The following is a 24,068-nucleotide window of genomic DNA, read 5'->3' on the forward strand; positions in this document are numbered from 1 at the left end:
GTTATTGGAAGTGCTTAGACAAGATGTCCCAATGAGCGTAATAAAAGCCTAGCGCCGCCAAGGTAATTAGCGTCATCAATGTAATCGCCACACGCCAAATGAAGCGACTACTGCGCGGAGTCAGTTCTCTTTCGCACTCATCACAAGTTGCCAAAAACTCTTTCGCTTTATCTAACTTGTAATCGTCTTCGTGAACCACTTTATTACGAATCGTCGCGATAAACCTTAGCTTCCCTACAACATCATGAGGCAAACGATCCTCACAGCTGGTGATCAGCTGATGCAGACCTTTTCCTTCCGCGTGGTACTGGCCACGTAGCAGTGACTCTAATTTTCGAGTCCGTACAACCACTTTTTCAATATCTGACATGGCTTCCCTCCATCGATATTAAGTTTAGACAAGCCTAACGCTATTCTTCTATATTCAGATCACTTTTTCGAGTCTTTTACAGTAAATTTGCGTAAAGGTGACCAATGCTAAGCCTTTGAAAAACGTGATATCTCTCGAATAAAACTCGACATTAACTGTGTAGATCACGAATCAAGTTCGGCAAAGCATCTCAATTTGTCCCTCAGCGTTACAATAGCGCATTCGATATTATGGAGAATGTGATGCCTATTTCATTATTTGTTGCAATCACTCTATTGGCTGTGCTGGCCGCATGGGTGTTCCTCAGTTTCTATCGAAAACACATGCAGGGAGAGAATGCGCCTGAACAAGCGGTTAATGTGGTGATATTGGATAAACAGGCCATCGAGATTCAAGACGCGCAACCAGGCGAAGACGATCAAGAGTATTGGATATACGTTCAGAAAGGGCGTTTAGGGCCAAAGCGTGAATTCCAAGTGGGTGTTCACTATTACCACGCTTTGAACCCTGGAGATAAAGGTAAGCTCACTTATCAGGGAGATAAATTCCTACATTTCGCGATGAAACGCTAAGGAAGCAACCAGCTTGTCTTACTCGAACGCGAGAACAACCAGCTCATTGCTAGCGCTCCAGCCCCACTTAGCACAATCCATACAGGGATAACCCAACCAGGGTGTCCCTGATACCAGCCAAACTCTTTCATTGGCCACAAGAAAATCGGGTGAAGAATATAGATCCCCAAACTATGTTGGCTGATGAAACCAACTACCTTATTAGCACCCAGAGACAAGCCTTCACCAAAGTAACGGCATAGCATGAAAATCATGCTGGCTGCTAACACTACGTTGAGCGTCTTATAAGACAGCCATCGCCCCACCGTATACTCCCCTGCTGCTAAACTATTGCTCACGACCATCATTACGGTCGTAGCCAGCGCAGCGATTCCCAAGCCAGTCGCAATCATCACACTGGTTTTAGTCAGCGGAATCTTCTTAAACAGAATATAGCCGAGTGGTAAGTAGCCACTATACAACCATAGCTCAATGCTCCATGGGCCATCGATTTTCATCAAATAAAGTAACGTGGTTAGCAGCCATACCGCGGTGAATGCATACACTCCTGCGTCCCCAGTTTTGCGCACCATGATTTGCAAAAATGGAATAACGAAATACAGCGGGATAAAGTAATAGAAAAAGCCCAGATGGTAATACGTCGCGTGTTCTGCACTATTAACCAGAACTTCTTTACTGACCGCCCCATCGTAACCAGCGGCGCTCCAACCAGACAGGTACGCATAGAACAGCGACCAGAGTAAAAACGGCACCAAAACCTTACCTAAACGCCGCTTCACATAATACTTGGCATCAAATGGCCGCGTATCACTCAACATCAACGCACCGGTAATCAAGATAAATACTGGCACCGCCCAGCGAGTAACACCATTCACCCCGACCGCAGTAAACCATTCGTTAAATGGGATCACCCCAAGCTCATTCCGATAAGGAGCCAGCACATGAATAGCGATAACTGCAACCGCAGCAACACAGCGCAGTAAATCGAAAAACAGGACCCGTTGCCTCATTAGCATCTCTCTTGTGTCAGATAACCAATTGAATATAGCAATAAAAAAGCTGACTCTGCTATTAACAGAGTCAGCTTTAGGTCAAAGAATTATCAATTATGCAACATTCACTTCACGTAGCTTTGGCAGTTTTACCGATATCAAGGTAGTAAGAGCAAGGAATGCAAAAGAGACCCATAGACACGCAGCTAGCCCAGCCATCTGGAATACCCAACCAGACAATATAGTGCCAATTAAGCGCCCCATGGCATTGGCCATATAGTAGAAACCAACGTCCAGCGATACACCATCACCTTTGGCATAGCTCACGATCAAATAGGAATGCAGAGACGAGTTCACAGCGAAGATAGCACCAAACACCATCAATCCTCCGACAATGACAAGCTCTGGCTGCCAACCTATCTGTACCGCATAAGCGATAAATGCAGTCACAATCGCCAATCCACCAGCCCACAGCATAGCAGCGTGACCATCAGGCACTTTGCCTTGGGCTTTGCCGGTTATTTTAGGTGCTAAGCCCTGAACAAATCCGTAAGCGATGGTCCACGCAGCTAGGAAGCCACCGACCCACAAATGCTCCCAACCAAATACACTGCCCAGATAAATCGGCAACGCAATAACAAACCAGACATCCCGTGCACCGAATAAGAACATACGTGCAGCGGATAGAATGTTGATCGACTCAGATTTAGAAAAGATTTGCTTAAACTTCGGCTTAGTCTTCGCTTTACCCATGTCACTTTCAAGGCCAATTAAGCTGCCAATGAACACCAGAGTTAACACTGCTGCCATGGTTAAAACGGCATACTTGAAACCAATTACTGAGAGCAGTAAGCCACCGATAAAGAACCCCGCGCCTTTCAGGGCATTTTTCGAGCCGGTCAATATCGCAACCCATTTATACAAAGCGCCCTGCTGCTCATCCGGCACCAACGTTTTAATCGAGCTTTTGGCGCTCATCTTGTTTAAGTCTTTAGCAATGCCAGACAACGCCTGCGCTGCCATTACCCACGGAATGGTGAGCCATGCCGCTGGAACGGCGAGCATAGACAGAGCAATGATCTGCATCGCCAGTCCCAAGTTCATGGTTTTATTCAACCCAAGCCTTGCACCTAACCAACCACCAATTAAGTTAGTGACCACACCAAAAAATTCGTAAAAGAGGAATAGAGAGGCGATTTCCAATGTGCTGTAACCCAGATCGTGGAAATACAGCACCACCAGCATACGTAATGCACCATCGGTAATCGTGAAGTTCCAGTAATTGAACGTCACGAGCATATATTGGCGAACACTTTTACTGACATTTGCAAACATAACGTACCTATTTGCCTTTATTGCAAAGAGAAAAGAGCTTTTGGGTTATGGTATTCCAAAAGCTCTATGAGCGAATTACTGGCCAGCAACCGCTGTGATGTATTCTACTTGAACAGGTTTAGTAAAGGCGCCTGGGCGAAGCGCTTGTACTTGGCTGACGATGTCAGCTAATGGCCACTGCTTCTCTAGCAGAAGATGAGCCGCCAGCAACCCCGTTCGGCCAGAGCCTCCCATGCAGTGCATCGCGACTTTACCACCGTTATCCACCACTTGGTGTAGCGCTGGGCTAGCCACATTCCACTTAGCCTGGAACGCTTCACCTGGCGCACAATCATCTTCAATTTCAATTTGGTACCACTGCATGCCTTGCTGCTGAGCTTTTTCACCCAGTTCAGCCACCGCCTTGCTCGCCAGTTCAGAGTCATCCAGAGCGGTAACAATCGCCTCCACACCTTGCTCTTTAAGTTGAGCAAGTGACGCATCGAGATCGATACCTTTCGTACCTGGACACGGAGTCAATACAAGCGCACCAGTGTTTAAATCTAGCTGCCAAGTCGGGTGAGTTTGAGTCTGAGACATCACTTTGCTCCTTATGCTAAACCAACATTACGAACCAATTCTGCGGTACGCGTTGCGTAGCCCATTTCGTTGTCATACCAAGCGTAGATTTTCACCATACGAGTCCCCACAACCATGGTTGATTGTGCATCAACAATCGTAGAACGTTGATCACCTTTGTAATCGATAGACACTAACGGACGCTCTTCAAAACCCAGAATGCCTTTTAGCTCACCTTGAGAAGCTTCTTTCAGTAACGCATTAACTTCTTCTGCTGTGGTATCACGTTTCACATCGAAGATGATGTCAGTCAAAGACGCATTCGCTAGAGGCACACGTACCGCGTGTCCATTGATCTTGTCTTTTAGCTCAGGGAAGATTTCCACGATAGCTTTAGCACTGCCCGTTGTGGTTGGAATTAAACTCATGCCACATGCACGAGCACGACGTAAGTCTTTATGCGGCGCATCCAAAATGGTCTGAGTATTGGTAAGGTCATGGATAGTGGTAAATGAAGACTGCTCAATACCTAACTTTTCATGAATCACTTTCACCACTGGTGCAATACAGTTCGTGGTACATGACGCCGCAGTAACGATCTTATGTACTGCTGGATCAAAAATGTCATCATTCACACCGACAACGATGTTAGCCACACCGTCTTCTTTAACTGGAGCACTTACTACAACGCGTTTTACGCCTTGTTCTAAGTATTGGTTAAGGAACGAAGTTTTACGATGCACACCGGTTGCCTCAATCACTACATCACATCCAGACCAATCCACCGCGTTAATTTCTTTCTCATTGGTCACTGCGATACGCTGACCTGCAATCACCAACTCACTTCCTTCTGTTTTCACTTCATGAGCCCAGCGACCTTGCACAGAATCGAATTCCAGCAGGTGACCCAATGTTGCAGCGTCTCCAGCCACATCGTTAATTTGTACAAATTCCAATTCAGGCCAATCAAAAGCGGCGCGCAATGCAAGGCGACCAATACGACCAAAACCGTTAATACCTACTTTAATTGTCATAGCTGTATCTCTTATCAATGTTTTACTAATTAGGGGCCAAATATTATTGGCAGCAGACAGGACGACACTCTATCGCCCTTACTCGCGCAACATCCTCTTGATATTCTTGCTTGAGGCAGTTTGATGCGACTAAATCTTCAATCAATTTGTTCATCCAACCAGGCAAATCATCGGCCACGCGATAAAACACCCATTGCCCTTGGCGAACATCGACTAATACGCCACTAGAACGAAGTTGAGCTAGGTGACGCGACACTTTGGGTTGACTCTCTAGCAACGCCTGGGTCAACTCACCAACTGATAAACACTCTTCACGAACAATCAACATCAAGCAGCGAACTCGTGTTTCGTCAGACAATAATTTGAAGAACTGGTGTGGTAACATAACTAAACATTCTCATATGCAGATATCCATATATATTAATCACAAAAAAAGGCACGTCAACACGTACCTTTTCTTTGTCATAAAACTTTCATATTCAAACCAGCAACACGCGGCTAGATAATTCTTTTCAAATCTTGGCTCCAACGCTGAGCAGCAGACAGATTATGGATAACATCCTCAACATTAATACCAAGCTCCTTACACCCTTTTTGCACACCTTGCCAGTCGGCTTTTTCATAACATTCTTCGACATTTAGCAGAGCACCAAAAGGGCCTTTTCTCTCGAGTAAAGCCGATTTAATGTCTTCAGAAAGTGGCAATTGAGAAACCAGATGTTCCAACGAAGTGTCGAGTAGCGCATCTAGCATAGAGAACAAACCGACCAAAAATGCCTGTTCTCGGTATTGGTTAAACGCTTGTGTGCGGGACATTAGCATACAGAACTGGGCACGTTGCAGTGACAGGTTATACAATTCAGCCGGTTTTTTGGCTGATACAAACGATGCTACCGCGAGCGAAACAAATAGTTTGAGCTTATCTTGCCCCAGGTAAACCAATGCTTGCCGGAATGACGAAATCGATACTTCTAACCTATCCGACATGGTATTAACAAAACGCAGCAATTTATAAGATAACGCAACGTCCTTCGCCACGATCTGCTCAACTTTGACATAATTGACTTCAGCCTTGCAGACCTCTTGAAACAGTTCCATCGCAATGACCTGCTCTGGACTCACATAACTTTGCTTAATCATCTCTGGCTTGCTGAAGAAGTAACCCTGAAAGAACGTAAACCCAGCAGCTCGAGCGGCTAAAAACTCTTGCTCGGTTTCCACTCTCTCCGCCAAGAAGCGACGCTTCACACCTTGCGCCTTACGCATCTTTACGTAATCACAAGCTTGCTCTAAACCCAATGCCATTAGGTCTAGTTTGACGATATGTACGTACGGAAGAAACCGTTCCCATTCTAAGTTATAAACAAAATCATCTAGTGCTATTAAGTAGCCTCGCTGGCTCAATTCTTTAATCGCCTCAAATAGATCGTCGTCAGGAGGGCAATTTTCCAACACTTCAACGACGATCTGCTCTTTTGGCAAACTTAATGGAAGCCTACGAATCAAACTTTGATATGGGAAGTTTATAAAGCAACGAGAAGTTGGTAGAGAAGGGTTCATACCTATCGACAGAAAGTTCTCAACAATCAGTCGATAAGTTGCTCGATTAGAATCAACGTTAGCCGGAAATGCGTTACGCTCACCGTCGCGAAACAACAACTCATAGCCTAAGGTTTGGCGTTTAGAGTTGAGAATCGGCTGACGGGCAACATATGTGCTTTGCATTATCGAAATAGAGCTCATTACACCTAACGTTAGGACTTAGCAGCAGCAAGTAATGCTCCGCACCCCATGAACATAGAACCAAAGACCTTATTAATCTTCATCATAATACGTTCAGAGCGAATGAAACGTCCCATTTGCGCCGCCAAAGAGGTGTAACCCAGCATGACAATGCTATCAATGGCTACCGTTGTGACCCCTAATACCGCTAACTGTGTGAGTTGATCTTTCGCAGGATCGATAAACTGAGGAAACAAAGCGACTAAGAACACAATCGACTTAGGGTTGGTCAGGTTGATCAGAACCGCTTTATTCATCATCGACCATGCTGATAATTCAGTGCTGTCGGCTTGGGTCGTCAAACTGGATCTATCGCGCCACTTTTGAATACCAAGCCATACCAAATACGCTGCCCCGACCCATTTAATGATCGAGAATGCTAGCGCCGACTTCGCGACTAAAGCACCAACACCAGCACCCACCAAAATAATGTGGAACGCTAAGCCAATCTGCAATCCAACAATCGCGGCTAGAGACTTACGAGTGCCATAACTTAAACCATTACTAATCGAATTTACTGTACCTGAGCCCGGTGCCAAACTAAAAACAATCGCAGTGACCACATAGGCCAGCCAAACATGCGTATCCATAGTAATATTCCTCGACTAAATGCAATTAGCCCCACATAATTTACACTTGTTGTATCGCGAACCCGGCACAGACCAGTCATGACCCAAACTCGTTCGAATAACTCATCTTATACTCAAGAGTTATGCTTTGAGCAAGCAATCAATCAAGATATTGCGCTGCTTTGGCAATCACGTAGCGAAGGAAAACTTAAATCTTTCGATAAAACTGATATTTACTGGTGCAAGCTCACCAACCCAAATCACAACAAAGCAATAGTTGTGGTCAATGGGAGAATCGAGTCGGCGTGGAAATACCAAGAACTGTTTTACGACTTGTTCCAGAAAGGATATGACATTTATTCGTTTGACCACCGTGGCCAAGGCCTTTCTTCACGCCTGATCGACGATTCTGAAATGGGTTACGTCAAAGAATTTAGTGACTACTTAATGGACATGGACAAAGTGCTGCAGCATTTTGACCTTAGCCACTACGACAAACGTTACTTATTAGCTCATTCGATGGGAGGCGCAATCGCGACTCGCTATATTCAAACCCATCCTGAGCACCACTTTGATGCCATAGCCCTCAGCGCCCCTATGTTTGGGGTCAATATGGCGCCTTACCTGCGCCCCGTCGCCATTCCTCTTAGCCAAATATTAACCGCGGTATACCCAAAACCGACCTATGCTCCAGGGCATCAAGCGTATTACCCGAAACCATTTGACATAAACCCACTCAGTCAAAGCGAAGTGCGTTATCACTGGTTCCGCGATCTGTATGAAAAGATGCCAGAGCTGAAAATCGGCGGGCCAAGTACACGCTGGGTGTGGCAAGGTCTCATGGCAGCGAAGCAGTGTATTCAGCAAACGCGCCAAATCCGAATTCCATTACTGCTGCTTCAAGCCAGTGAAGATACTATTGTGTCGAACCGAGATCAGATCCGCTTTATCAAAAAGCTAGTAAAAACCAACCATGACTGCGCTTTGAAAATCATATACGGAGCAAAGCACGAAGTGTTGTTTGAGCAAGACCAGTATCGCAATGACGCTTTGGACACCACACTCGAGTTTTTCCACCAACACTAGGGCATGTTGAGATAAATAAGGAAAAAGAGCGCTTACAATTTGCCCTCTTTTTCTTCCTCTTTTTGGCGTAAAATGAGCACACTCAGTACAGAGAGCTACTCTCTTTTGGCTGCCATGCTTCGCTTTATGAGGATACTATGACCACAGCTTTGCAAGACTCACCGTTCCATATTGTTGCTTCTGATCTCGACGGCACACTGTTAGCGCCGAATCACCAACTTAGTGATTTCACTAAGCAGACTCTAAAAGAGCTTCACCAACAAGGCTTCACCTTCATCTTTGCAACCGGTCGCCACCATGTGGATGTTGCAGGTATTCGCGAAACGGTCGGTATTCCAGCTTATATGATCACTTCTAATGGCGCGCGTGTTCATGACCAAAACGATCAACTGATGTACAGCAAAAACGTACCAGAGTCATTAGTGCAGCCGGTCATTGATGTCGTTAAGTCCGATCCAAACATCATGATTCACATGTACCAAAACGAATCTTGGTTGTTAAACCAGGAAGATGAAACGTTACGCCACTTCCACGACGAGACCGGCTTTAGCTACCAGCTATTCGATAGCGACAACGCACCAACTGACGGCATTGCAAAAGTATTCTTCACCGATCCGAATCACGATCATGACCACCTGGTTACTTTTGAAAACAAACTCAATGAACTGTTTGGTGACAAGCTGAATGTCGCCTTCTCGACTCCTTGGTGTTTAGAAGTTATGGCTGCGGATGTATCTAAAGGTGAAGCACTCGATGTCGTGGCAAAATCTCTAGGAAAAACCTTAGACAACTGCATCGCGTTTGGCGATGGCATGAACGATGTAGAAATGCTGTCGATGGCGGGTAAAGGCCTAGTCATGGGCACATCTCACCACAAAGTGATGGCGGCCCTTCCTGACAACGAAGTGATTGGTAGCAATGCAGACGACGCAGTCGCCCACTACCTAAAAGAACACTTGATTTAATCGCCATTAGCGAACATAAAAAGGCAGCGAAAGCTGCCTTTTCTATGTCTGCCATACCGATCCTAAAGCGTTTCTTTGGCCATAATGGCCTGCCACTCCTGCTCACTGACTGGCATGATTGATAAACGGTTACCACGCTTCACTAATGGCATATTCTCTAGCTCTGGCATCGCTTTCATCACGCTCAATGGAATAATCCGCTCGGTTTTACGCACAAACTCAATATCCACCATCATCCAACGTGGGTTCTCTGGATCGGATTTAGGATCGTAGTAATCGCTCTCTGGGTCGAACGCATAATGGTCTGGGTAGGATTCCTTAATCACTTTTGCGATTCCAGCAACACCGACTTTCTTACACGACGAATGGTAAATGAGCACTAAGTCGCCTAGTTTTACGTCATCACGCATCATATTACGCGCTTGGTAATTACGAACGCCCTCCCAGCACGACGTGTTTTGTGTTCGTAAAGTGTCAATTGAGAAGGTGTCGGGTTCTGTTTTAAATAACCAATATGCCATAATGAATTCCAAATAATCCGTTCTGAGGAAGATATAGCATGAAGGCGTACCAAATCCCAATGGCTTTAGCCGCAATCTTTGCATTGCAGGCATGTACCAGTGTCGATAATAAAGACCAGCAGCCAAAATCGATTCCCGCCACGCTAGACCAGCCGACCTCGATTGCACCGCAAACTTTCATCATGCGCGGCGAAGTTGTCGTCGGGCATGAAGCTCGCTCTTTCACGCCTTGTGGTAGCAATCATCAAATGTGGTTAGCGCTTTCTCCAGAACAAACTCAAAAAGCGCTGTCGTTAGTTCGTGCGCCGTATGAACCTCTCTATGGTGAGTTGATTGGTCATCTACAAGCTCCCACCAACAATGGCTTAGACGCTGACTTCGATGCCGTATTTGTCGTTGACGAAATCAATATGCTCACTGCCGAAAACCCAAGACGTTGCGGACAAGCCCCTAAGGCGACACGCGCCTTTGGTATGGAACCCGGCTGGTCTGCCACATTCAACAAACAGACAGTGACATTCCAAACAATGGGTTCAAAGCCACAAGAGCTGACCATCGAGCGTAGCCAAATATCCTCAACTAAAAGAGAATACCAACTCGATCGAGGTCAGTTGACGTTAGATGCAGGTCGTTGCAGTGACACAATGAGTGACAGCACCTATGGCTGGACGAGTTCGTTGACTCTAGACGATAAGCAATACAAAGGCTGTGCCACCCTGGCCAATGTCGACAGCACTTTGAACTGGACAGGGCTGTACCACGCCGCTTCAACCAAAACCAGTGACTTTAGTATCCGTTTACAGCTCAATCCAGACCACACCGCAACCACCAGTTACGACTACAACAATGGCGATCCAGCAACCATAGAGCGTGGCTACTGGCAGCAACTGAACCCAGACCAAATTCAAGTTGTCATGACTCGCCACCAGCAGCAATACCTCGTCTCCGAGCGTATTTTCACTCGTGATGGTGAGCAAATTAATGCCGAAAAAGAACGAGTTGGGGAAATTGTCTACCCTATCGCTAGCGGTGGCTTAACGCTATTTAAAGCGAAGCAGGAGGGCGCTTCCCCTGCCCCAAAGCAATAGAGCTTAGCCAAAAAGGTGCGGCCTCTATTCCGGCCAAGGCAGAATTTAATCGCGAAGTAGACCAAGCGCTACGCCAGTATTTTGCAATGCACAATAGCGCACCGGACAAGGTGCGCTACAACTGGTTGGCCTATGACCTTAACGGTGACGGCAAGGAAGAGTTACTTGCTCAACTGAACTGGTGTGGTTCAGGAGGCTGCACACTGCTGATTTTTGAAAATCATCAAGATAAATGGCGATTCAATAGCCGTATCACCTTGGTTCGAACTCCGATTGATGTCAGCTCAAGCTCGACCAATGGATGGCGAGATCTGCTATTTACTGTAAGTGGTGGTGGAGCTAAAACACAGCAACACCTGATGCAGTATTCCGGCGTCAGCTATCCGCTCAACCCAAGCACGGCTCCGGTCGAAAAAGACAGTAAACAAAGTGACGCAGTATTATTTTCAGATGGCCAATCACCGTTTCAATACGGATTGGAGATGTAGCGCCCCATGACTCAGACTTGCCCGCAATGTGGTTTTTCTCATCACTGCTTATGTCCGCTTTACCCTAAGCTCGATAGCAGTGTGCACATAGCGTTACTCACGCATGAAAATGAGCTATCACGAGACACCAATACTGGTCAGATTCTCCAGCGCTGCTTACCATACTGCACCACTCATGTGTGGCATAGAAAAAGCGCGCCGGAATCGCTGCAAATCCTACTCAGCGATCGAGATTATGCTCCCTTCATTGTTTTTCCTAGTGAAAACAGCTTACCCATTGAACATGTGATAAGCGCAATTGATACAACAGATAGCGAGTTGGGTTCTTGCGCCAGAAACCCCGTATTTATCGTCTTAGATGGTACTTGGCAGGAAGCCAAAAAGATGGTGAAGAAAAGTGCTTGGTTAGAGGACCTGCCACATGTTTCGATCACCGCCAGCAGTGATTCTTCTTATCAGCTCAGACGCAATCAAGACAGTGGCAATTTGTGTACGCTTGAAGTCGGGTGCGAACTGCTAAGAGCACAAGGCGATCTGGCTCAAGCCAGCCAGCTAGAGTCTTTCTTTCGCCATTACATGAAGGTATTTAAGGCCGACAAGAGTGGTCATGCTTTAAAGTAACGCTAATCGAGTAGATCCAGCAGCTCATCGAGTTGATGAATTTCCACATCAGGAAGTGAGCGAGCATGGCGATGTTGAGTCAAACTATCGCCTTGATCGTTAAACCAGCATGCTTGAAAGCCATTCACTTTAGCGCCATAAACATCCGATTTGAGATGATCACCAACATGCAAAATGTTATGAGCCGGCAGTTGTAAATAATCACGCGCCTGGTCAAACATATCCGGGAAAGGCTTAGCTTTACCGTCTGGACCAGCTTTCAGTACTAATTGGAAATACGGCGCTAAACCAATCCTATCCACGTCGACATTGCCATTTGTGATCGCCACCAAAGGCAGCTTTTGAGCCAGTAGCCCCATCACTCGATGGCTCTCTTGTGGAACGTCAAACTGGCTTCTCAGCTCAAGTACTTTAATAATTGCCTCATCCGCCGCCAGCTTGGCTTGCAGCGGCGTATAACCTAACGCCGATAATCCTTGCTGTATTTGAGTGTGACGCCACAAAGTGACGTCGTGAGTCAGCATCGGATCGTTCAATGCGACCTCTCGCTTTAATGTCTGCCACCAGCTCAGTGGTTGAGTAGCAGATACAGGGTGTTTTTGGTGCAGCCACTCAGCCATCTGTCGTTCCACTCGACGTATAATTGGCCGGTTGTCATACAAGGTGTCGTCTAAGTCAAAGCTCATCGCTTTTATCGGCGACAAGCGGCGGTAGAAGTGCATTACTCTTTCCCCTTTTTCTTAGCCCTTGGATGCGCTTGGTCATAAGCTTGTGCTAAATGCTGGAAATCCAAATGGGTGTATATCTGCGTGGTCGAGATATTTTCGTGGCCCAACAGCTCTTGCACTGCACGCAGGTTATTACTCGACTCGAGCATATGAGTAGCAAATGAGTGGCGCAATTTGTGAGGGCTAATATGGCTCGCGACCGCTTGTTTCTGCCCCCACTCCGCCATACGTTTTTGCACGTTACGATGAGAAATACGAACGCCAAGTTTAGACACAAATAACGCTGGTTCATCTGCGTTGGCTAGCGAGCCTCTCACTTTCAGCCATTTCGCAACCCACTCTTGAGCTAGACCAGAAAATGGAACTTTACGTTCTTTGTCACCTTTACCGACCACGCGAATTTCACCAGCACCTAAGCTAATGTCTTTAACGTTGATACTCACCATTTCTGCCAAACGTAGGCCAGCACCATACATCAGTTCCATCATGGCACGATCTCTAATCGATAACGGATCATCTTCATCCACTTCGAGTAACTGACCAACCTCATCCACATCTAAGTTCTTAGGCAGAGGACGCTGCTTACGTGGAGCGGATACCCCCTTGGCTGGGTTAGCGCTCAATTCACCACGTAGAATAAGGAAATCGAAAAAACTGCGTAGCGACGACAGCCTCGTCGCCAAGCTACTGGCTTTCATGCCTTCGCGCATACCTTTACTTGCCAACTGACGTACCCAAGCCGCATCGACTTGATTCCAACTTTTTAGCCCCATTTGAACGAGATGACCGGCCATAGTTTCAAGTTGTTGTTTGTAGTTACGTTGAGTATGCAGGCTCAGCCCTTTCTCGCTTCTAAGGTATTCGTAAAAGCGGTCTAAGGGCTGTTGTAAGCTACTGGGCAGTGTGACTGGAGATTCGCTCATGTTCGACCGATTGCCATGGCAGGGTTTCAATTAGATGAGGTAGTACCAACGCTAGGTGGCGTAAGAATAAGGTATCCATGTGTGGTTGAAAATGGCCACCGTCTTCACTCGCAAACACTAATACGCCCTGTAGTTTACCTTTAACCAGTGGCAACACCACGTAAGAACCCATTTCCGGTGCAGGAGTCTGCTCTCCTAGCAAACCAATGCGATCTGCTTTGCGCATACGCCCAAGATAGGCATCTCGGCCATTCAAGTTGTTGGTCGCAAAACGCTGGTACTGTTCTTTGGTTAACGATAGATGGCTAAGCTTATTACCCGTTAACTGTTCAGAGTCAATTAAGCGCACAAAAGCGCTCAAGCCAAGGGCTTTCGCTTTGTTTTGAACAGCGTGAATAACCTGTTCTAACGCCTCGCATTTGAGCACTTGCTCTTGCAGATCCATAAATTCATGGAAAGTGCGATCGTTGTTTTTCGCCATCGACATTAGAGCCGTGATTTCTTCTTCCAGCTCTTCAATGCGCTGCCTTTGACGATTCATTTGTAAATGCACCAAGGACACTGCGCCTTGTTCTTGGTTCGGTATTGCCAGCCTATCGACTAACTCTCTACGATGCTGAAAGAAATCAGGGTTATCCTTCAGGAATTCGGCCACAATTTCTTCGGTCAGCGCCGTCACTTCAATATCAGACAAAATCGTTCCTTTCGCTAACGATTAACAAGACAATTGACCGTCAAACACATGTGTCGCAGGGCCAGTCATATACAAGGGTTTTCCAGGACCTTGCCACTGAATCTTCAGGTCACCGCCTGGTAAGCTAACTTTCACAGAGGAATCTAATAGCCCCTGAACAATACCTACCGCAACCGCACCACATGCTCCGCTGCCACACGCTTGAGTTTCACCCGCACCGCGCTCGTATACTCGTAAGCGTACTTCTTCTCGGTTAACCACTTGCATGAAGCCCGCGTTTACACGCTCAGGAAAACGCTCGTGTGACTCAAGCAGAGGCCCTAAGTTATCAACATCAGCAGTGTCGACATCATCAACCACAGTCACCACATGAGGGTTACCCATGCTCACTGCACCGCAGAACAAGGTGTGCTCATCGGTACGTAAAATATAGGTTTTTTCTGTCTGTTTTGCTTTAAAAGGGATCTTAGAAGGTTCAAATTCCGGCACACCCATGTTTACCGTGACTTGATCATCTTCTTCAATATTCAGCACCATTTTGCCTTTTTTAGTGCTGACATTAATGCTGAACTTATTCGTTAAGCCTTTCATACGAACGAATCGAGCGAAGCAACGTGCACCATTGCCACACTGCTCTACTTCACTGCCATCCGCATTAAAGATTCGATAATGAAAATCTGTTTCTGGGTCATACGGTGCTTCTACAATCAGCAGCTGGTCAAAGCCAACACCGGTATGACGATCCGCCAAGCGGCGGATCAAATCAGGGGAAAAAAAGATGTTTTGCGTAATGCAGTCCACGACCATGAAGTCATTACCCAAACCATGCATTTTTGAAAAATGGAAATGCATAATGCTCCAATTACTCCGGAAGGACACTTTCTAGAGCCCAAAGGCTCGATAACTCTTCACGCTGGCGGACTAAATGAGTCTTGTCACCGTCGACCATCACTTCTGCAACACGCGTACGAGTATTGTAGTTCGATGACATCACAAAGCCGTATGCACCCGCAGAGCGAACCGCCAATAGGTCGTTTTCTTGAAGCACTAGTGAACGGTCTTTACCTAGGAAATCACCCGTCTCACAAATAGGGCCCACAAGATCATAAGTCGATGCTTCACCTTCACGAGGAACGACTGGAACAATGTCTTGCCACGCTTGGTAAAGCGCAGGACGCATCAGATCGTTCATTGCTGCATCAATGATGGCAAAATTCTTGTGCTCAGTATGTTTAAGGAACTCAACTTTCGTCAGCAGAACCCCTGCGTTTGCTGCAATGGCACGGCCCGGTTCAAAAATCAGTTCAAGGTCTTGGTGATTTTCCAATCGCGCCAACAACGCTTTCGCATAATCAGAAGGCTGAGGAGGTAACTCATCACGATAAACAACGCCTAAGCCACCGCCTACATCTAAGTGTTTAATGTTTACACCATGTGCTTTTAGGTCGTCGATCAAAGCCAATAGGCGATCAGTCGCATCAATGAATGGTTCGATGTCTGTTAGCTGAGAGCCGATATGACAATCAATGCCTTGAACGTCTAGATTTGGTAGTCCTTGCGCAAACTGATACACAGCAAGTGCACGGTCAAAAGCAATACCAAATTTATTATCACGTAAACCCGTCGAGATATAAGGGTGAGTATTCGCGTCCACATCTGGGTTAATACGCAGAGAAATCGGTGCAGTCACACCCAGCTCACCAGCTACTTTGTTTAGTCGCTCTAGCTCAGGCTCAGACTCAACATTGAAACACTTAATTTTCAGTTCCAGTGCACGTTTCATTTCGGCTTCGGTTTTACCGACACCAGAGAACACGACTTTCGATGCATCACCGCCCGCCGCAATCACACGCTCTAGCTCACCGCCAGAAACGATATCAAAACCAGATCCTAGACGTGCTAGCGCATTCAAAACGCCTAAGTTTGAGTTCGCTTTTACTGCGTAACACACTAAATGTGGATGGTCTCCAACCGATTTATCAAACGCATTCCAGTGACGCTCAAGCGTAGCACGCGAATACACATAGAGTGGCGTGCCGTATTGCTCTGCGATGCTGGTTAGCGAAACATTCTCAGCCCAGAGTTGGCCATCATCCTGATAGTTGAAGTAATCCAAAATTCTTTCCCTTATAAATTCGACTTGTCAGTATAAATTATTGAGCTTGCTCATTCTGCGGTGCATCTTCTGGCATGTAAAGCGGACCAGTTTGACCACAGCCGGCTAACGCCAAAACTGAGAACATAAATAGTGCTACAACGTATTTTTTCATTTTGCTTTTCGTGATTATTAATTCAATGCCCCCTATAATCGCACCACACTCAGGAAAAGCAATAGGATAGAAAGGATGAACGATACTGAATTTCATCAACTGGTAGATGCACAGATGCAAATCATCGAAGAAGCAATTGATGATTCTGGTGCAGACGTCGATTACGAGACCACAGGTAACGTAATGACACTGGAGTTTGACGACCGTAGTCAGATCATCATCAACCGCCAAGAGCCGATGCATGAAATTTGGTTAGCGTCTAAATCTGGTGGCTTTCACTTCAAGCTTATTGAAGATAAATGGACATGTTCCAAGACTGGCCTAGAGCTGTTTGAAATGGTCAAGCAGGAGTGCGTTAAGCACGCGGGCGAAGAGATCGACTGGGTTTAAGCCCAAAATAAAAAAGAGCGCCTAGCGCTCTTTTTTATTATTCGTTGTTTTAGCTAAGCATTCACTGCCCGTGATGGCTTAGAATACGTGGCGTTATCATTGCGATAAGGCACGATATAGCTCTCACCTTCTTCTGGGTGCACAATCTGGTAATACTGTGGCAGGTTAAAGTTAATCAACTTAGAAGACACACTGTTGCCATCTTTCACTGAAGTGTAAAAACTATTTACACTCGAGATCATCTCATCTTTCTCACCACTGAACTGGTGGTAGACCTCAATTTGGTTTGACTCGTCCAACACGTAAATGTTGAATCCTTTCTCCGTGTCTTCAAAGAAGAACTGCACTAGACCTTCACTAGCAAAACCATCCACAATTTCCGGTAGCTGGAAGTCCTGCTCTTTATCGAGCATCAATAGTGGCGAGCCTTTCAACTTGTTAGTTGAGATACTACGGTAGAAATCGACTGAATTTTCCAACTTCTGTACAGACACGCCGCGGCGTTCGAAGAACAACCCATACATTTGCTCAGCAATACGAATCGCTTTAAAGCGGCGACGCTTCTCCTGTTCTACCGGTTTTAAACGCAGATCGATACATTCAGCCAGCAGTTGATACACCATATTACGCATCACACCGCGTAGGTTTTTGCTGTAGCAGAACACATCAACCGATTCCGGCGGTATCGCATCTTGGTGCATCTTACCTAGGATAGTTTTCAATGCGTCCAACATAGCGGTTTCGCCCTTGAAATGCAGCGTTCGAACTTCATGCCATGAGTTGCGATACACCAAATCGACGCTGCCAACTAAACTCTTATGTTCAGGACCAAAACTAAAAATATCCGTCGTTTTCAAATCCACTTTTAGCGACTTACCGCTTAACTCAGCAGTTGGGTCATTTTCAAAGTTGATGAACATGGCAAGTTGGCTAATTTCACACGGACTTGCTAGCGCCTGCATACTCGGGCGTCGTTTGCGTAGCGAGAAGGTGTTACGCAAGTCACTCACCATTTGGTAGAACTTATCGATGTCGAGGTGTGCATCACGTACGACTGAGTGTAAACGAGTGGATTCAGTGATCATGCCATTGAAGAACGACCACGCCACCAACTTACTTAGGTATTCGTTATGCTCTAGGTTTGGCTGGCCAATAATGCGGTGCGGGATAAGAGGTTGTTTATACAGATACCAACCCGGCTGATTTGTACCACCTTCTCTCACTTCGATGAAGGTTAAATCTGGCTCATGAAGATCTGGCGAGATCTGCGGGTTCAGCAGTGTCACTTTACCCGGAAGTACCTCAAACGCAGCATACAGCTTACGAGCAAGAATACTGATGTCTTGTGGGCTGATAGCAGAGGTAATATCGTTGCGGCGTGCAAATTGAATCAGGTTACGGTAACTCAGCATCAACGCGTCGAGCAACGCATGGTGTACAACTTTAACCTGCTCTACTTTCCAATTACGACGGTCGTCTAACTCCATAATCGTCGTTTGATCCCAGTCCCACTTCTGTACCATGTCAGTTAGGGCCTCACGTCGCCAAGCGACAGAACCAATACCAGGTTCTCGAGAGAGCTTCTCGTGAGTTTTAAGGTAGAAACAACGACGGACTAAGTCTAAACGAGTACTATCACCGATACGTTCTAAATATCGAGTCACTTTTTCCAGCATTAAGTAGTACGCGTCCATCCCATAAAGATCAGGCTCATGAGCGAAGAAACGACGCTTAGTATCAATGCTTAATAGTTGCGTGTGGGGGTACTCCCACGAATACGCCTCTAGCAAAATGGCTTTCAGTACCGACTTATATGGTGAGTCGATACTCTTATACAGCTGCCAAAGGTTTGAACCGAAGTATTCTTCTGCTGGGATACGGTTTAAACGACCAAAGTCGATCCATTCACTACAGTTGATGTAGCCCTTACCGCATAAGTCTTCTACGTATTCGTCGTAGCACTCTTCCATTTCTGGTGGCACGATTTGCCACAACAGACGTTGCCCCGCTAAACGGACAGCAGAACGGTAAAATTCATCAAGTAACAGTAAATGCTGAGAAGAACCACAGTTATCACCCGTCATCTCTTCTGAATGGTTGCTTTTGAAACGCTCTTCATCCATTAAGAAGAAGTTAGCTTCTACACCTTGGCTTTTCGCCCAATCGGTGATCAGCAAGCACTTATTGGTCAAACTATCCCGTTGTTCGCAGGTCATCGTAGGGGATACGCACACCCAAATATCAAGATCACTCGAGGTACTTTGACCAATTGATGAAGTACTACCCATGGTATACAAGCCAAGAATCGCTGGTGCTTGGGCACTTTCTAACTCTTGACCTATGGTTAGCTGGGTATCTTCAACAAATTGTTGCTGAACATCATTAAACTGCAAGCCAAATACGCCGAATGGAACATCAGAATCGTAATAGCCGGGAATAATAGGATGATTGAAGTGAAGCAATGCAGGAATGAGGTGGAATACACGTTGGCTTTGCAAATCCATAAGCGCAAGCGCACGTTCAATACGCTGCTGATTTAGATTATCTAATCGTTGGATTAAAGTCTTCGTGTAAGCCTGCAAGGTTAATTCCTTGATTGAATTATAATTTTGCGATTTTGATGATAAATCCATCAAAAGCACTGACAAAACGTGATCAATTTAACACTTTTTTTTGTGTTGGTAAAGAATTGAGCCACAGAAGATAAAGCCGCTCTATCTCCATCTTTTGCCTTATTTATTTTTTACATAGTGTCGTAGCTAACTGCCTTTTCTAATAATAGCCTATTTTACAAACGAGAGGTTAATCACACTATTTTGACCAAAGTCTGCTAAACGGTCATCAATTTTTCATCACAGCGATCTAGTAGTAAGACTTTCTTTTTTGGAATGGTACGATTAGTGTAATCCGTATCCGTTAGCAGGCGATTTCGCTTGTATGACACCAGTTTCGATCAATAGAGAACCTTATGACACAACCAGCCCCAATCCGAATCGCGACGCGTAAAAGCCCACTAGCTCTTTGGCAAGCGCACTACGTTAAAGACGCATTACAAGCTGCTCACCCTGGTTTGGAAGTTGAGTTAGTCACTATGGTCACAAAAGGTGACATCATTCTAGATACCCCTCTAGCCAAAGTGGGTGGAAAAGGCCTATTCGTAAAAGAGCTGGAAGTGGCGATGCTAGAAGGTCGTGCTGATTTAGCGGTTCACTCTATGAAAGACGTACCTGTAGATTTCCCAGAAGGGTTGGGGCTAGTCACGATCTGTGAACGTGAAGATCCTCGCGATGCGTTTGTCTCAAATACCTACAACAACATTGATGAACTTCCTCAAGGCGCCACTGTGGGCACTTGTAGCTTGCGCCGTCAGTGCCAATTGAAAGAATACCGCCCTGACCTGATCATCAAAGAACTACGTGGCAATGTGGGCACTCGCTTGGGTAAGCTCGATGCAGGTGAATACGACGCTATTATTCTTGCCGCAGCGGGCCTAAAACGCCTTGAACTGGAAGAGCGTATTCGCAGCTTTATTGAACCAGAACAATCATTGCCAGCGGTTGGTCAAGGTGCTGTAGGTATTGAATGTCGCCTAGATGATGAGCGTCTACATAAGTTACTTGAGCCACTCAATCACGCAGATACCGCCGATCGCGTACTCTGTGAGCGTGCAATGAACTTAACTCTAGAAGGTGGCTGTCAGGTACCAATCGGCAGTTACTCATTATTGGAAGGCAACGATATCTGGCTACGTGCTTTAGTCGGTGAACCTGATGGCTCATTAATCGTTCGCGGTGAAATTCGTGGACCACGTCAAGATGCCGAAAAGCTAGGTGTAACACTCGCTAACCAACTGCTAGACGATGGCGCGAAAGACATCCTAACTCGACTCTACGCTGAGCACGAGTAATCGTTATGACGGTATTGGTGACACGCCCTGACAAACAAGGGCGTCAGCTGTGCCAACTACTTGCGGATGTGGGTATTGAAAGTATCCATCATCCGCTCATCACTATTGAGCCCGAGCCGAAATTAGAGCAGCTAAGCAGCAAACTCGGTACCTTCGATATTGTCATTGCCGTTAGCCAACATGCTGTGACCTACGCTCACCAAGCTATCTCTAGCCTTCATAAAAACTGGCCAACCACACCTCTATACCTTGCCGTTGGTCAAAAAACCGCACAGATTTTAAGCAAAGCCTCACAGCAATCAGTAAACTACCCTCATATCAGTGATAGTGAGCATTTACTGGCTATGGAGGAGCTAGGCTCAGTCGCAGATAAAAGAATCTTGATCCTACGGGGCAATGGTGGACGTGAGCTCATTTTCGATACGCTTGTTTCGCGTAAAGCTCATGTGGAATATCAGCAAGTGTATCGGAGAATCAACCTCCCGTTCATGTCAGAGCCAACGGTTAGTTACTGGCAAAGCAACGACGTAGATACCCTAATTATTACCAGTAGCGGGCAACTTGAGCACCTATACAACCAGATAGATGCCCTCTACCACAGCTGGCTTCACGATCTACTTCTCGTGGTACCCAGTGAACGCATTGCGGCAGATGCAAAAAAAATGGGCTTTAACCATATCATCAGCGCCAGTAGTGCAAGCAATCAGAACTTAATGGAAGCTCTCCAGCTCAAAGAACAGGACATACGCAATGACAAGTAAAAAAAATAACGATCACGTTGAACCTGAAGATAACAAAACCCAAGAAACAGCTCAGACTCCCAAGGTAGAGAAGCACGACGCTACTAAGCCAGAGAAAAACAAAGATACCAGCACCACAATTACCTCTGAGAGCACCCCAAAAGCATCTGCTGATGCTTCACACTCATCTCAGCAAGAAGCTATCCAAAAACAAGCCAAACGAGGAGTGAAGCTGGGAGCGATAGCCATCGCGCTATCAGTAATATTTGGCAGCGGCCTTATGTTCCAGATGCAACAGCAAAGCGCGCAATACGAAGCACAAATCGCCGCTCTGCAAGCGCGGCTAGAAAAGGCTCAAACAAGCATGACTTCCGATCTCTCGACCATAAAGCAAGACACTATTGCCAAAGCGACAGAAGTGACTCACCGAGCGGAAACAGTTTTAACCCAACAGCAAAAAAGTATTGAGAGCTTGCAACTAGCTGTAGCGGATGTAAAAGGCCGCCGTCCGAACGACTGGTTACTTGCCGAAGCTGACTACCTTGTTAAACTCGCGGGCCGCAAACTCTTTTTAGAACAAGACGTGGTAAGCGCCACCAAGTTGATGGAGAGTGCCGACCAACGTATCGCTTCTCTTAACGATCCAAGTCTGGTTCCGCTACGTAAAGCAATGGCCAATGACATTACGAAGTTAAAAACCGTGCCATTGATCGATCGAGATGGTTTGGTACTAAGACTCACTGCGCTTCAACAGCAAGTAGACGCTTTGCCGCTAGCCAATGCAATTTTGCCGGAGGCCCAAGTGGAGGAGAAACAAGTGGTGTCTCAAGATATCTATGATTGGAAAGATAACTTGATGACCTCTCTAAAAGATTTCTCTGAAAACTTCATTACCTTCCGTACACGTGATGGCAACGTCATCCCATTGCTATCACCTCAACAACACTTCTACTTGAAAGAAAACGTCAAAGGAAAACTCGAAACGGCGATTAAAGCGGTTTACGACGAGCAAGGTGAAATTTATACCGCCTCTCTATCTACTGCACAGCAATGGTCAAAAGCCTTCTTTAACAACGACGATAATGCCGTTATTGAATTCAATAAAGCGTTAGGGCAGCTTAGTGGGCAGAACATACAGGTTGATTACCCAGTAAAACTACAAACTCAAAACGTATTAGCTGACGTCATTAATGAACGCTTACGCCGTGAAGTCACCACAATGATCACGGAGGAAAAATAATGTTCCGACTGATCTTTTTATTCGTTGTCCTTGGAGCTGGGTTATTTGCCGGCACTCAATATGCTGGACAACAAGGTTATGTGCTTATATCCGTAGCCGATAAAACCATTGAAATGAGTGTGACAACTTTGGTGATCTTTGTGATCGCCACTCTAGCGGTGCTGTTTGGCCTAGAGTTCATTATTAAGAGGGCCTTAAGAGCAAGCTCCAGCACTTGGAACTGGTTCAGCGTTCGAAAACTGAAACGTTCTCGCCGTTATACTAACGAGGGCATCATCAAGCTATTGGAAGGGGATTGGAAAGCTGCGGAGAAGAAAGTCACTCGGTGGTCTAATCATCATGATATGCCATTGTTATGTTATCTAGTCGCATCAGAAGCAGCACAAGGCATGGGGGACAAACAGAAACGAGACCATTACCTTGAGTTAGCAAGTCAGCAAGAAAACTCTCTGTTAGCCGTTGAACTAACCAAAGCAAAACAACAAGTGCGCGAGTCTGAGTTCAACCTTGCGTTTGATACCCTAACGACTCTAAAGAACAGCTACCCAAATAACAGCATCCTACTCAACTTGCTTAAAACGGTTTATATCGAACTGAAGCTTTGGCAACCATTACTCGATTTACTACCTAAGCTCAGTAAGGGTAAGCTCATCGATAGTGAAGAGCTTCAAATACTTAGCCAAAGAGGCCAGTGTGGGCTTCTCTCGGATGTTGCTCAGCAACAAGGCAGCGAAGGGCTAGTTAATCACTGGAATAGCTTACCTAAAAAGGTGAAAACCGATCTTCACCTCATCGAATGCTTTGCCAAACAGCTTATGGCACGTAAAGCTGATTCACAAGCGTACACTGTCGTCAAAGAAGCCATCAAAAAACACCCTAATTCAAGCCTGTATAACTTGCTACCAGAAATGAACTTATCGGACTCACACCCTGCCGTAATCATGCTTGAAGGTTGTTTGAAGAAAGATGGTAACAACGCTCCAGCTCATAGCGCATTGGCTCAGTTCTATATGCGTGACGAGAATTGGGAACAAGCTCAACAGCACTTAGAGAAAGCGCTCTCTGTACGCTCAGACGTATCCGATTATGCGTACCTAGCAGACTGTTTAGAGAAGCAAAACCTAACTAGAGCAGCTCATGAAGTCTCACGCAAAGCTTTGACCTTAGCAAGCTCAAGCTAAGCGATAGTTCATAA

At 46.0% G+C, this 24,068-nt stretch carries 25 protein-coding genes and 1 pseudogene; 10 read left to right on the top strand and 16 right to left on the bottom strand.

The genetic code is table 11. The features are described 5' to 3' along the window. Position 1: 1 nt before the first annotated feature. A complete protein-coding gene (locus ACXABW_RS14305; protein WP_252028690.1) occupies positions 2-370 on the bottom strand; it encodes a DUF4145 domain-containing protein in 369 nt (122 codons plus the stop codon). A 242-nt stretch (positions 371-612) separates the two neighbouring features. On the opposite strand from ACXABW_RS14305, the gene ACXABW_RS14310 reads away from it, so the two are divergent. Continuing rightward, positions 613-942, top strand: coding sequence for a DUF2500 domain-containing protein (locus tag ACXABW_RS14310; RefSeq protein ID WP_265688638.1), 330 nt, complete (start codon positions 613-615; stop codon positions 940-942). Here ACXABW_RS14310 and ACXABW_RS14315 read toward each other — a convergent pair. The 7 genes from ACXABW_RS14315 to rhtB all read right to left on the bottom strand — a co-directional run bounded on the left by ACXABW_RS14315 (position 939) and on the right by rhtB (position 7,233). After that, positions 939-1,952 (bottom strand): acyltransferase, encoded by a 1,014-nt coding sequence (locus tag ACXABW_RS14315; RefSeq protein WP_457523228.1) that lies wholly within the window; start codon positions 1,950-1,952, stop codon positions 939-941. The genes ACXABW_RS14310 and ACXABW_RS14315 overlap by 4 nt on opposite strands. A gap of 96 nt (positions 1,953-2,048) precedes the next feature. Beyond that, positions 2,049-3,269 (bottom strand): organoarsenical effux MFS transporter ArsJ, encoded by a 1,221-nt coding sequence (gene arsJ / locus ACXABW_RS14320; protein WP_252028696.1) that lies wholly within the window; start codon positions 3,267-3,269, stop codon positions 2,049-2,051. 75 nt (positions 3,270-3,344) lie between these two features. After that, positions 3,345-3,848, bottom strand: coding sequence for a cyclin-dependent kinase inhibitor 3 family protein (locus ACXABW_RS14325; protein WP_457523230.1), 504 nt, complete (start codon positions 3,846-3,848; stop codon positions 3,345-3,347). A gap of 11 nt (positions 3,849-3,859) precedes the next feature. After that, positions 3,860-4,861: an ArsJ-associated glyceraldehyde-3-phosphate dehydrogenase gene (locus ACXABW_RS14330; RefSeq protein WP_252028700.1), complete on the bottom strand. Its 1,002-nt coding sequence runs from the start codon at positions 4,859-4,861 to the stop codon at positions 3,860-3,862. A gap of 43 nt (positions 4,862-4,904) precedes the next feature. Then, positions 4,905-5,246: a metalloregulator ArsR/SmtB family transcription factor gene (locus tag ACXABW_RS14335; protein WP_252028702.1), complete on the bottom strand. Its 342-nt coding sequence runs from the start codon at positions 5,244-5,246 to the stop codon at positions 4,905-4,907. A 113-nt stretch (positions 5,247-5,359) separates the two neighbouring features. After that, positions 5,360-6,586: an EAL and HDOD domain-containing protein gene (locus ACXABW_RS14340; RefSeq protein WP_265688266.1), complete on the bottom strand. Its 1,227-nt coding sequence runs from the start codon at positions 6,584-6,586 to the stop codon at positions 5,360-5,362. 29 nt (positions 6,587-6,615) lie between these two features. Further along, positions 6,616-7,233, bottom strand: coding sequence for a homoserine/homoserine lactone efflux protein (rhtB, locus tag ACXABW_RS14345; protein ID WP_457523232.1), 618 nt, complete (start codon positions 7,231-7,233; stop codon positions 6,616-6,618). 78 nt (positions 7,234-7,311) lie between these two features. On the opposite strand from rhtB, the gene ACXABW_RS14350 reads away from it, so the two are divergent. Together ACXABW_RS14350 and ACXABW_RS14355 are read left to right on the top strand one after the other, a co-directional pair. Continuing rightward, the gene (locus ACXABW_RS14350; RefSeq protein ID WP_457523234.1) at positions 7,312-8,298 is read left to right on the top strand and encodes an alpha/beta fold hydrolase; all 987 of its coding nucleotides are present in this window, start codon (positions 7,312-7,314) and stop codon (positions 8,296-8,298) included. A gap of 137 nt (positions 8,299-8,435) precedes the next feature. Further along, the gene (locus tag ACXABW_RS14355) at positions 8,436-9,263 is read left to right on the top strand and encodes a Cof-type HAD-IIB family hydrolase (RefSeq protein WP_265688269.1); all 828 of its coding nucleotides are present in this window, start codon (positions 8,436-8,438) and stop codon (positions 9,261-9,263) included. 62 nt (positions 9,264-9,325) lie between these two features. On the opposite strand, the gene ACXABW_RS14360 is transcribed toward ACXABW_RS14355, so the two are convergent. After that, a complete protein-coding gene (locus ACXABW_RS14360; protein WP_252028711.1) occupies positions 9,326-9,784 on the bottom strand; it encodes an EVE domain-containing protein in 459 nt (152 codons plus the stop codon). Positions 9,785-9,822: 38 nt separating this feature from the next. On the opposite strand from ACXABW_RS14360, the pseudogene ACXABW_RS14365 reads away from it, so the two are divergent. Further along, positions 9,823-11,360, top strand: a pseudogene (locus tag ACXABW_RS14365) (COG3650 family protein). 6 nt (positions 11,361-11,366) lie between these two features. Continuing rightward, on the top strand, positions 11,367-11,981 hold the full coding sequence (locus tag ACXABW_RS14370) for a tRNA-uridine aminocarboxypropyltransferase (protein WP_457523236.1): 615 nt from the start codon (positions 11,367-11,369) through the stop codon (positions 11,979-11,981). Between the two features lie 2 nt (positions 11,982-11,983). Here the strand turns inward: ACXABW_RS14370 and yigB are convergent, their stop codons facing one another. Genes yigB through lptM form a run of 6 tightly spaced genes read right to left on the bottom strand, consistent with a single transcriptional unit; the run spans position 11,984 to position 16,596 of the window. Next, entirely contained in the window at positions 11,984-12,703 is a 720-nt protein-coding gene (yigB, locus tag ACXABW_RS14375) for a 5-amino-6-(5-phospho-D-ribitylamino)uracil phosphatase YigB (protein WP_457523238.1), read from the bottom strand. Further along, positions 12,703-13,632 (bottom strand): tyrosine recombinase XerC, encoded by a 930-nt coding sequence (gene xerC, locus ACXABW_RS14380; RefSeq protein ID WP_457523239.1) that lies wholly within the window; start codon positions 13,630-13,632, stop codon positions 12,703-12,705. The genes yigB and xerC overlap by 1 nt, the downstream gene beginning before the upstream one ends. Further along, entirely contained in the window at positions 13,601-14,326 is a 726-nt protein-coding gene (locus ACXABW_RS14385) for a DUF484 family protein (RefSeq protein WP_457523241.1), read from the bottom strand. Before ACXABW_RS14385 ends, xerC begins: the two co-directional genes overlap by 32 nt. A gap of 21 nt (positions 14,327-14,347) precedes the next feature. After that, complete coding sequence (gene dapF, locus ACXABW_RS14390) at positions 14,348-15,178, bottom strand: diaminopimelate epimerase (protein WP_252028720.1); 831 nt, start codon at positions 15,176-15,178, stop codon at positions 14,348-14,350. A 10-nt stretch (positions 15,179-15,188) separates the two neighbouring features. Further along, a complete protein-coding gene (gene lysA, locus ACXABW_RS14395) occupies positions 15,189-16,442 on the bottom strand; it encodes a diaminopimelate decarboxylase (RefSeq protein WP_457523243.1) in 1,254 nt (417 codons plus the stop codon). Between the two features lie 37 nt (positions 16,443-16,479). Then, entirely contained in the window at positions 16,480-16,596 is a 117-nt protein-coding gene (gene lptM / locus ACXABW_RS14400; RefSeq protein ID WP_449361608.1) for an LPS translocon maturation chaperone LptM, read from the bottom strand. 75 nt (positions 16,597-16,671) lie between these two features. Here lptM and cyaY point away from each other — a divergent pair, with 75 nt between their 5' ends. Then, positions 16,672-16,986, top strand: a complete 315-nt coding sequence (gene cyaY / locus ACXABW_RS14405) for an iron donor protein CyaY (RefSeq protein WP_252028723.1) — start codon at positions 16,672-16,674, stop codon at positions 16,984-16,986. Positions 16,987-17,039: 53 nt separating this feature from the next. Here the strand turns inward: cyaY and ACXABW_RS14410 are convergent, their stop codons facing one another. Then, positions 17,040-19,568, bottom strand: a complete 2,529-nt coding sequence (locus ACXABW_RS14410; protein ID WP_457523246.1) for a class I adenylate cyclase — start codon at positions 19,566-19,568, stop codon at positions 17,040-17,042. Positions 19,569-19,954: 386 nt separating this feature from the next. Here ACXABW_RS14410 and hemC point away from each other — a divergent pair, with 386 nt between their 5' ends. From hemC to ACXABW_RS14430, 4 genes are read left to right on the top strand one after another with little or no spacing between them, the layout of a single operon-like run. Further along, the gene (gene hemC, locus ACXABW_RS14415; protein ID WP_265688277.1) at positions 19,955-20,893 is read left to right on the top strand and encodes a hydroxymethylbilane synthase; all 939 of its coding nucleotides are present in this window, start codon (positions 19,955-19,957) and stop codon (positions 20,891-20,893) included. A 5-nt stretch (positions 20,894-20,898) separates the two neighbouring features. Beyond that, positions 20,899-21,654, top strand: coding sequence for a uroporphyrinogen-III synthase (locus tag ACXABW_RS14420; RefSeq protein ID WP_457523248.1), 756 nt, complete (start codon positions 20,899-20,901; stop codon positions 21,652-21,654). Further along, positions 21,644-22,873, top strand: a complete 1,230-nt coding sequence (locus tag ACXABW_RS14425) for a uroporphyrinogen-III C-methyltransferase (protein ID WP_457523250.1) — start codon at positions 21,644-21,646, stop codon at positions 22,871-22,873. Before ACXABW_RS14420 ends, ACXABW_RS14425 begins: the two co-directional genes overlap by 11 nt. Beyond that, a complete protein-coding gene (locus ACXABW_RS14430) occupies positions 22,873-24,054 on the top strand; it encodes a heme biosynthesis HemY N-terminal domain-containing protein (protein ID WP_457523251.1) in 1,182 nt (393 codons plus the stop codon). The genes ACXABW_RS14425 and ACXABW_RS14430 overlap by 1 nt, the downstream gene beginning before the upstream one ends. The last annotated feature ends 14 nt before the right edge of the window (positions 24,055-24,068 follow it).

It is taken from the genome of Vibrio paucivorans, assembly GCF_054053395.1.

Coding starts and splice junctions, on each gene's coding strand:
- ACXABW_RS14335 (WP_252028702.1), bottom strand. CDS start 5,246: ATGTTACCACACCAGTTCTTCAAATTATTGTCTGACGAAACACGAGTT.
- ACXABW_RS14355 (WP_265688269.1), top strand. CDS start 8,436: ATGACCACAGCTTTGCAAGACTCACCGTTCCATATTGTTGCTTCTGAT.
- ACXABW_RS14425 (WP_457523250.1), top strand. CDS start 21,644: ATGACAAGTAAAAAAAATAACGATCACGTTGAACCTGAAGATAACAAA.
- ACXABW_RS14310 (WP_265688638.1), top strand. CDS start 613: ATGCCTATTTCATTATTTGTTGCAATCACTCTATTGGCTGTGCTGGCC.
- ACXABW_RS14420 (WP_457523248.1), top strand. CDS start 20,899: ATGACGGTATTGGTGACACGCCCTGACAAACAAGGGCGTCAGCTGTGC.
- ACXABW_RS14315 (WP_457523228.1), bottom strand. CDS start 1,952: ATGAGGCAACGGGTCCTGTTTTTCGATTTACTGCGCTGTGTTGCTGCG.
- hemC (WP_265688277.1), top strand. CDS start 19,955: ATGACACAACCAGCCCCAATCCGAATCGCGACGCGTAAAAGCCCACTA.
- ACXABW_RS14350 (WP_457523234.1), top strand. CDS start 7,312: ATGACCCAAACTCGTTCGAATAACTCATCTTATACTCAAGAGTTATGC.
- arsJ (WP_252028696.1), bottom strand. CDS start 3,269: ATGTTTGCAAATGTCAGTAAAAGTGTTCGCCAATATATGCTCGTGACG.
- lptM (WP_449361608.1), bottom strand. CDS start 16,596: ATGAAAAAATACGTTGTAGCACTATTTATGTTCTCAGTTTTGGCGTTA.
- ACXABW_RS14325 (WP_457523230.1), bottom strand. CDS start 3,848: ATGTCTCAGACTCAAACTCACCCGACTTGGCAGCTAGATTTAAACACT.
- ACXABW_RS14370 (WP_457523236.1), top strand. CDS start 11,367: ATGACTCAGACTTGCCCGCAATGTGGTTTTTCTCATCACTGCTTATGT.
- ACXABW_RS14360 (WP_252028711.1), bottom strand. CDS start 9,784: ATGGCATATTGGTTATTTAAAACAGAACCCGACACCTTCTCAATTGAC.
- ACXABW_RS14340 (WP_265688266.1), bottom strand. CDS start 6,586: ATGCAAAGCACATATGTTGCCCGTCAGCCGATTCTCAACTCTAAACGC.
- cyaY (WP_252028723.1), top strand. CDS start 16,672: ATGAACGATACTGAATTTCATCAACTGGTAGATGCACAGATGCAAATC.
- ACXABW_RS14430 (WP_457523251.1), top strand. CDS start 22,873: ATGTTCCGACTGATCTTTTTATTCGTTGTCCTTGGAGCTGGGTTATTT.
- rhtB (WP_457523232.1), bottom strand. CDS start 7,233: ATGGATACGCATGTTTGGCTGGCCTATGTGGTCACTGCGATTGTTTTT.
- xerC (WP_457523239.1), bottom strand. CDS start 13,632: ATGAGCGAATCTCCAGTCACACTGCCCAGTAGCTTACAACAGCCCTTA.
- ACXABW_RS14330 (WP_252028700.1), bottom strand. CDS start 4,861: ATGACAATTAAAGTAGGTATTAACGGTTTTGGTCGTATTGGTCGCCTT.
- ACXABW_RS14305 (WP_252028690.1), bottom strand. CDS start 370: ATGTCAGATATTGAAAAAGTGGTTGTACGGACTCGAAAATTAGAGTCA.
- yigB (WP_457523238.1), bottom strand. CDS start 12,703: ATGCACTTCTACCGCCGCTTGTCGCCGATAAAAGCGATGAGCTTTGAC.
- dapF (WP_252028720.1), bottom strand. CDS start 15,178: ATGCATTTCCATTTTTCAAAAATGCATGGTTTGGGTAATGACTTCATG.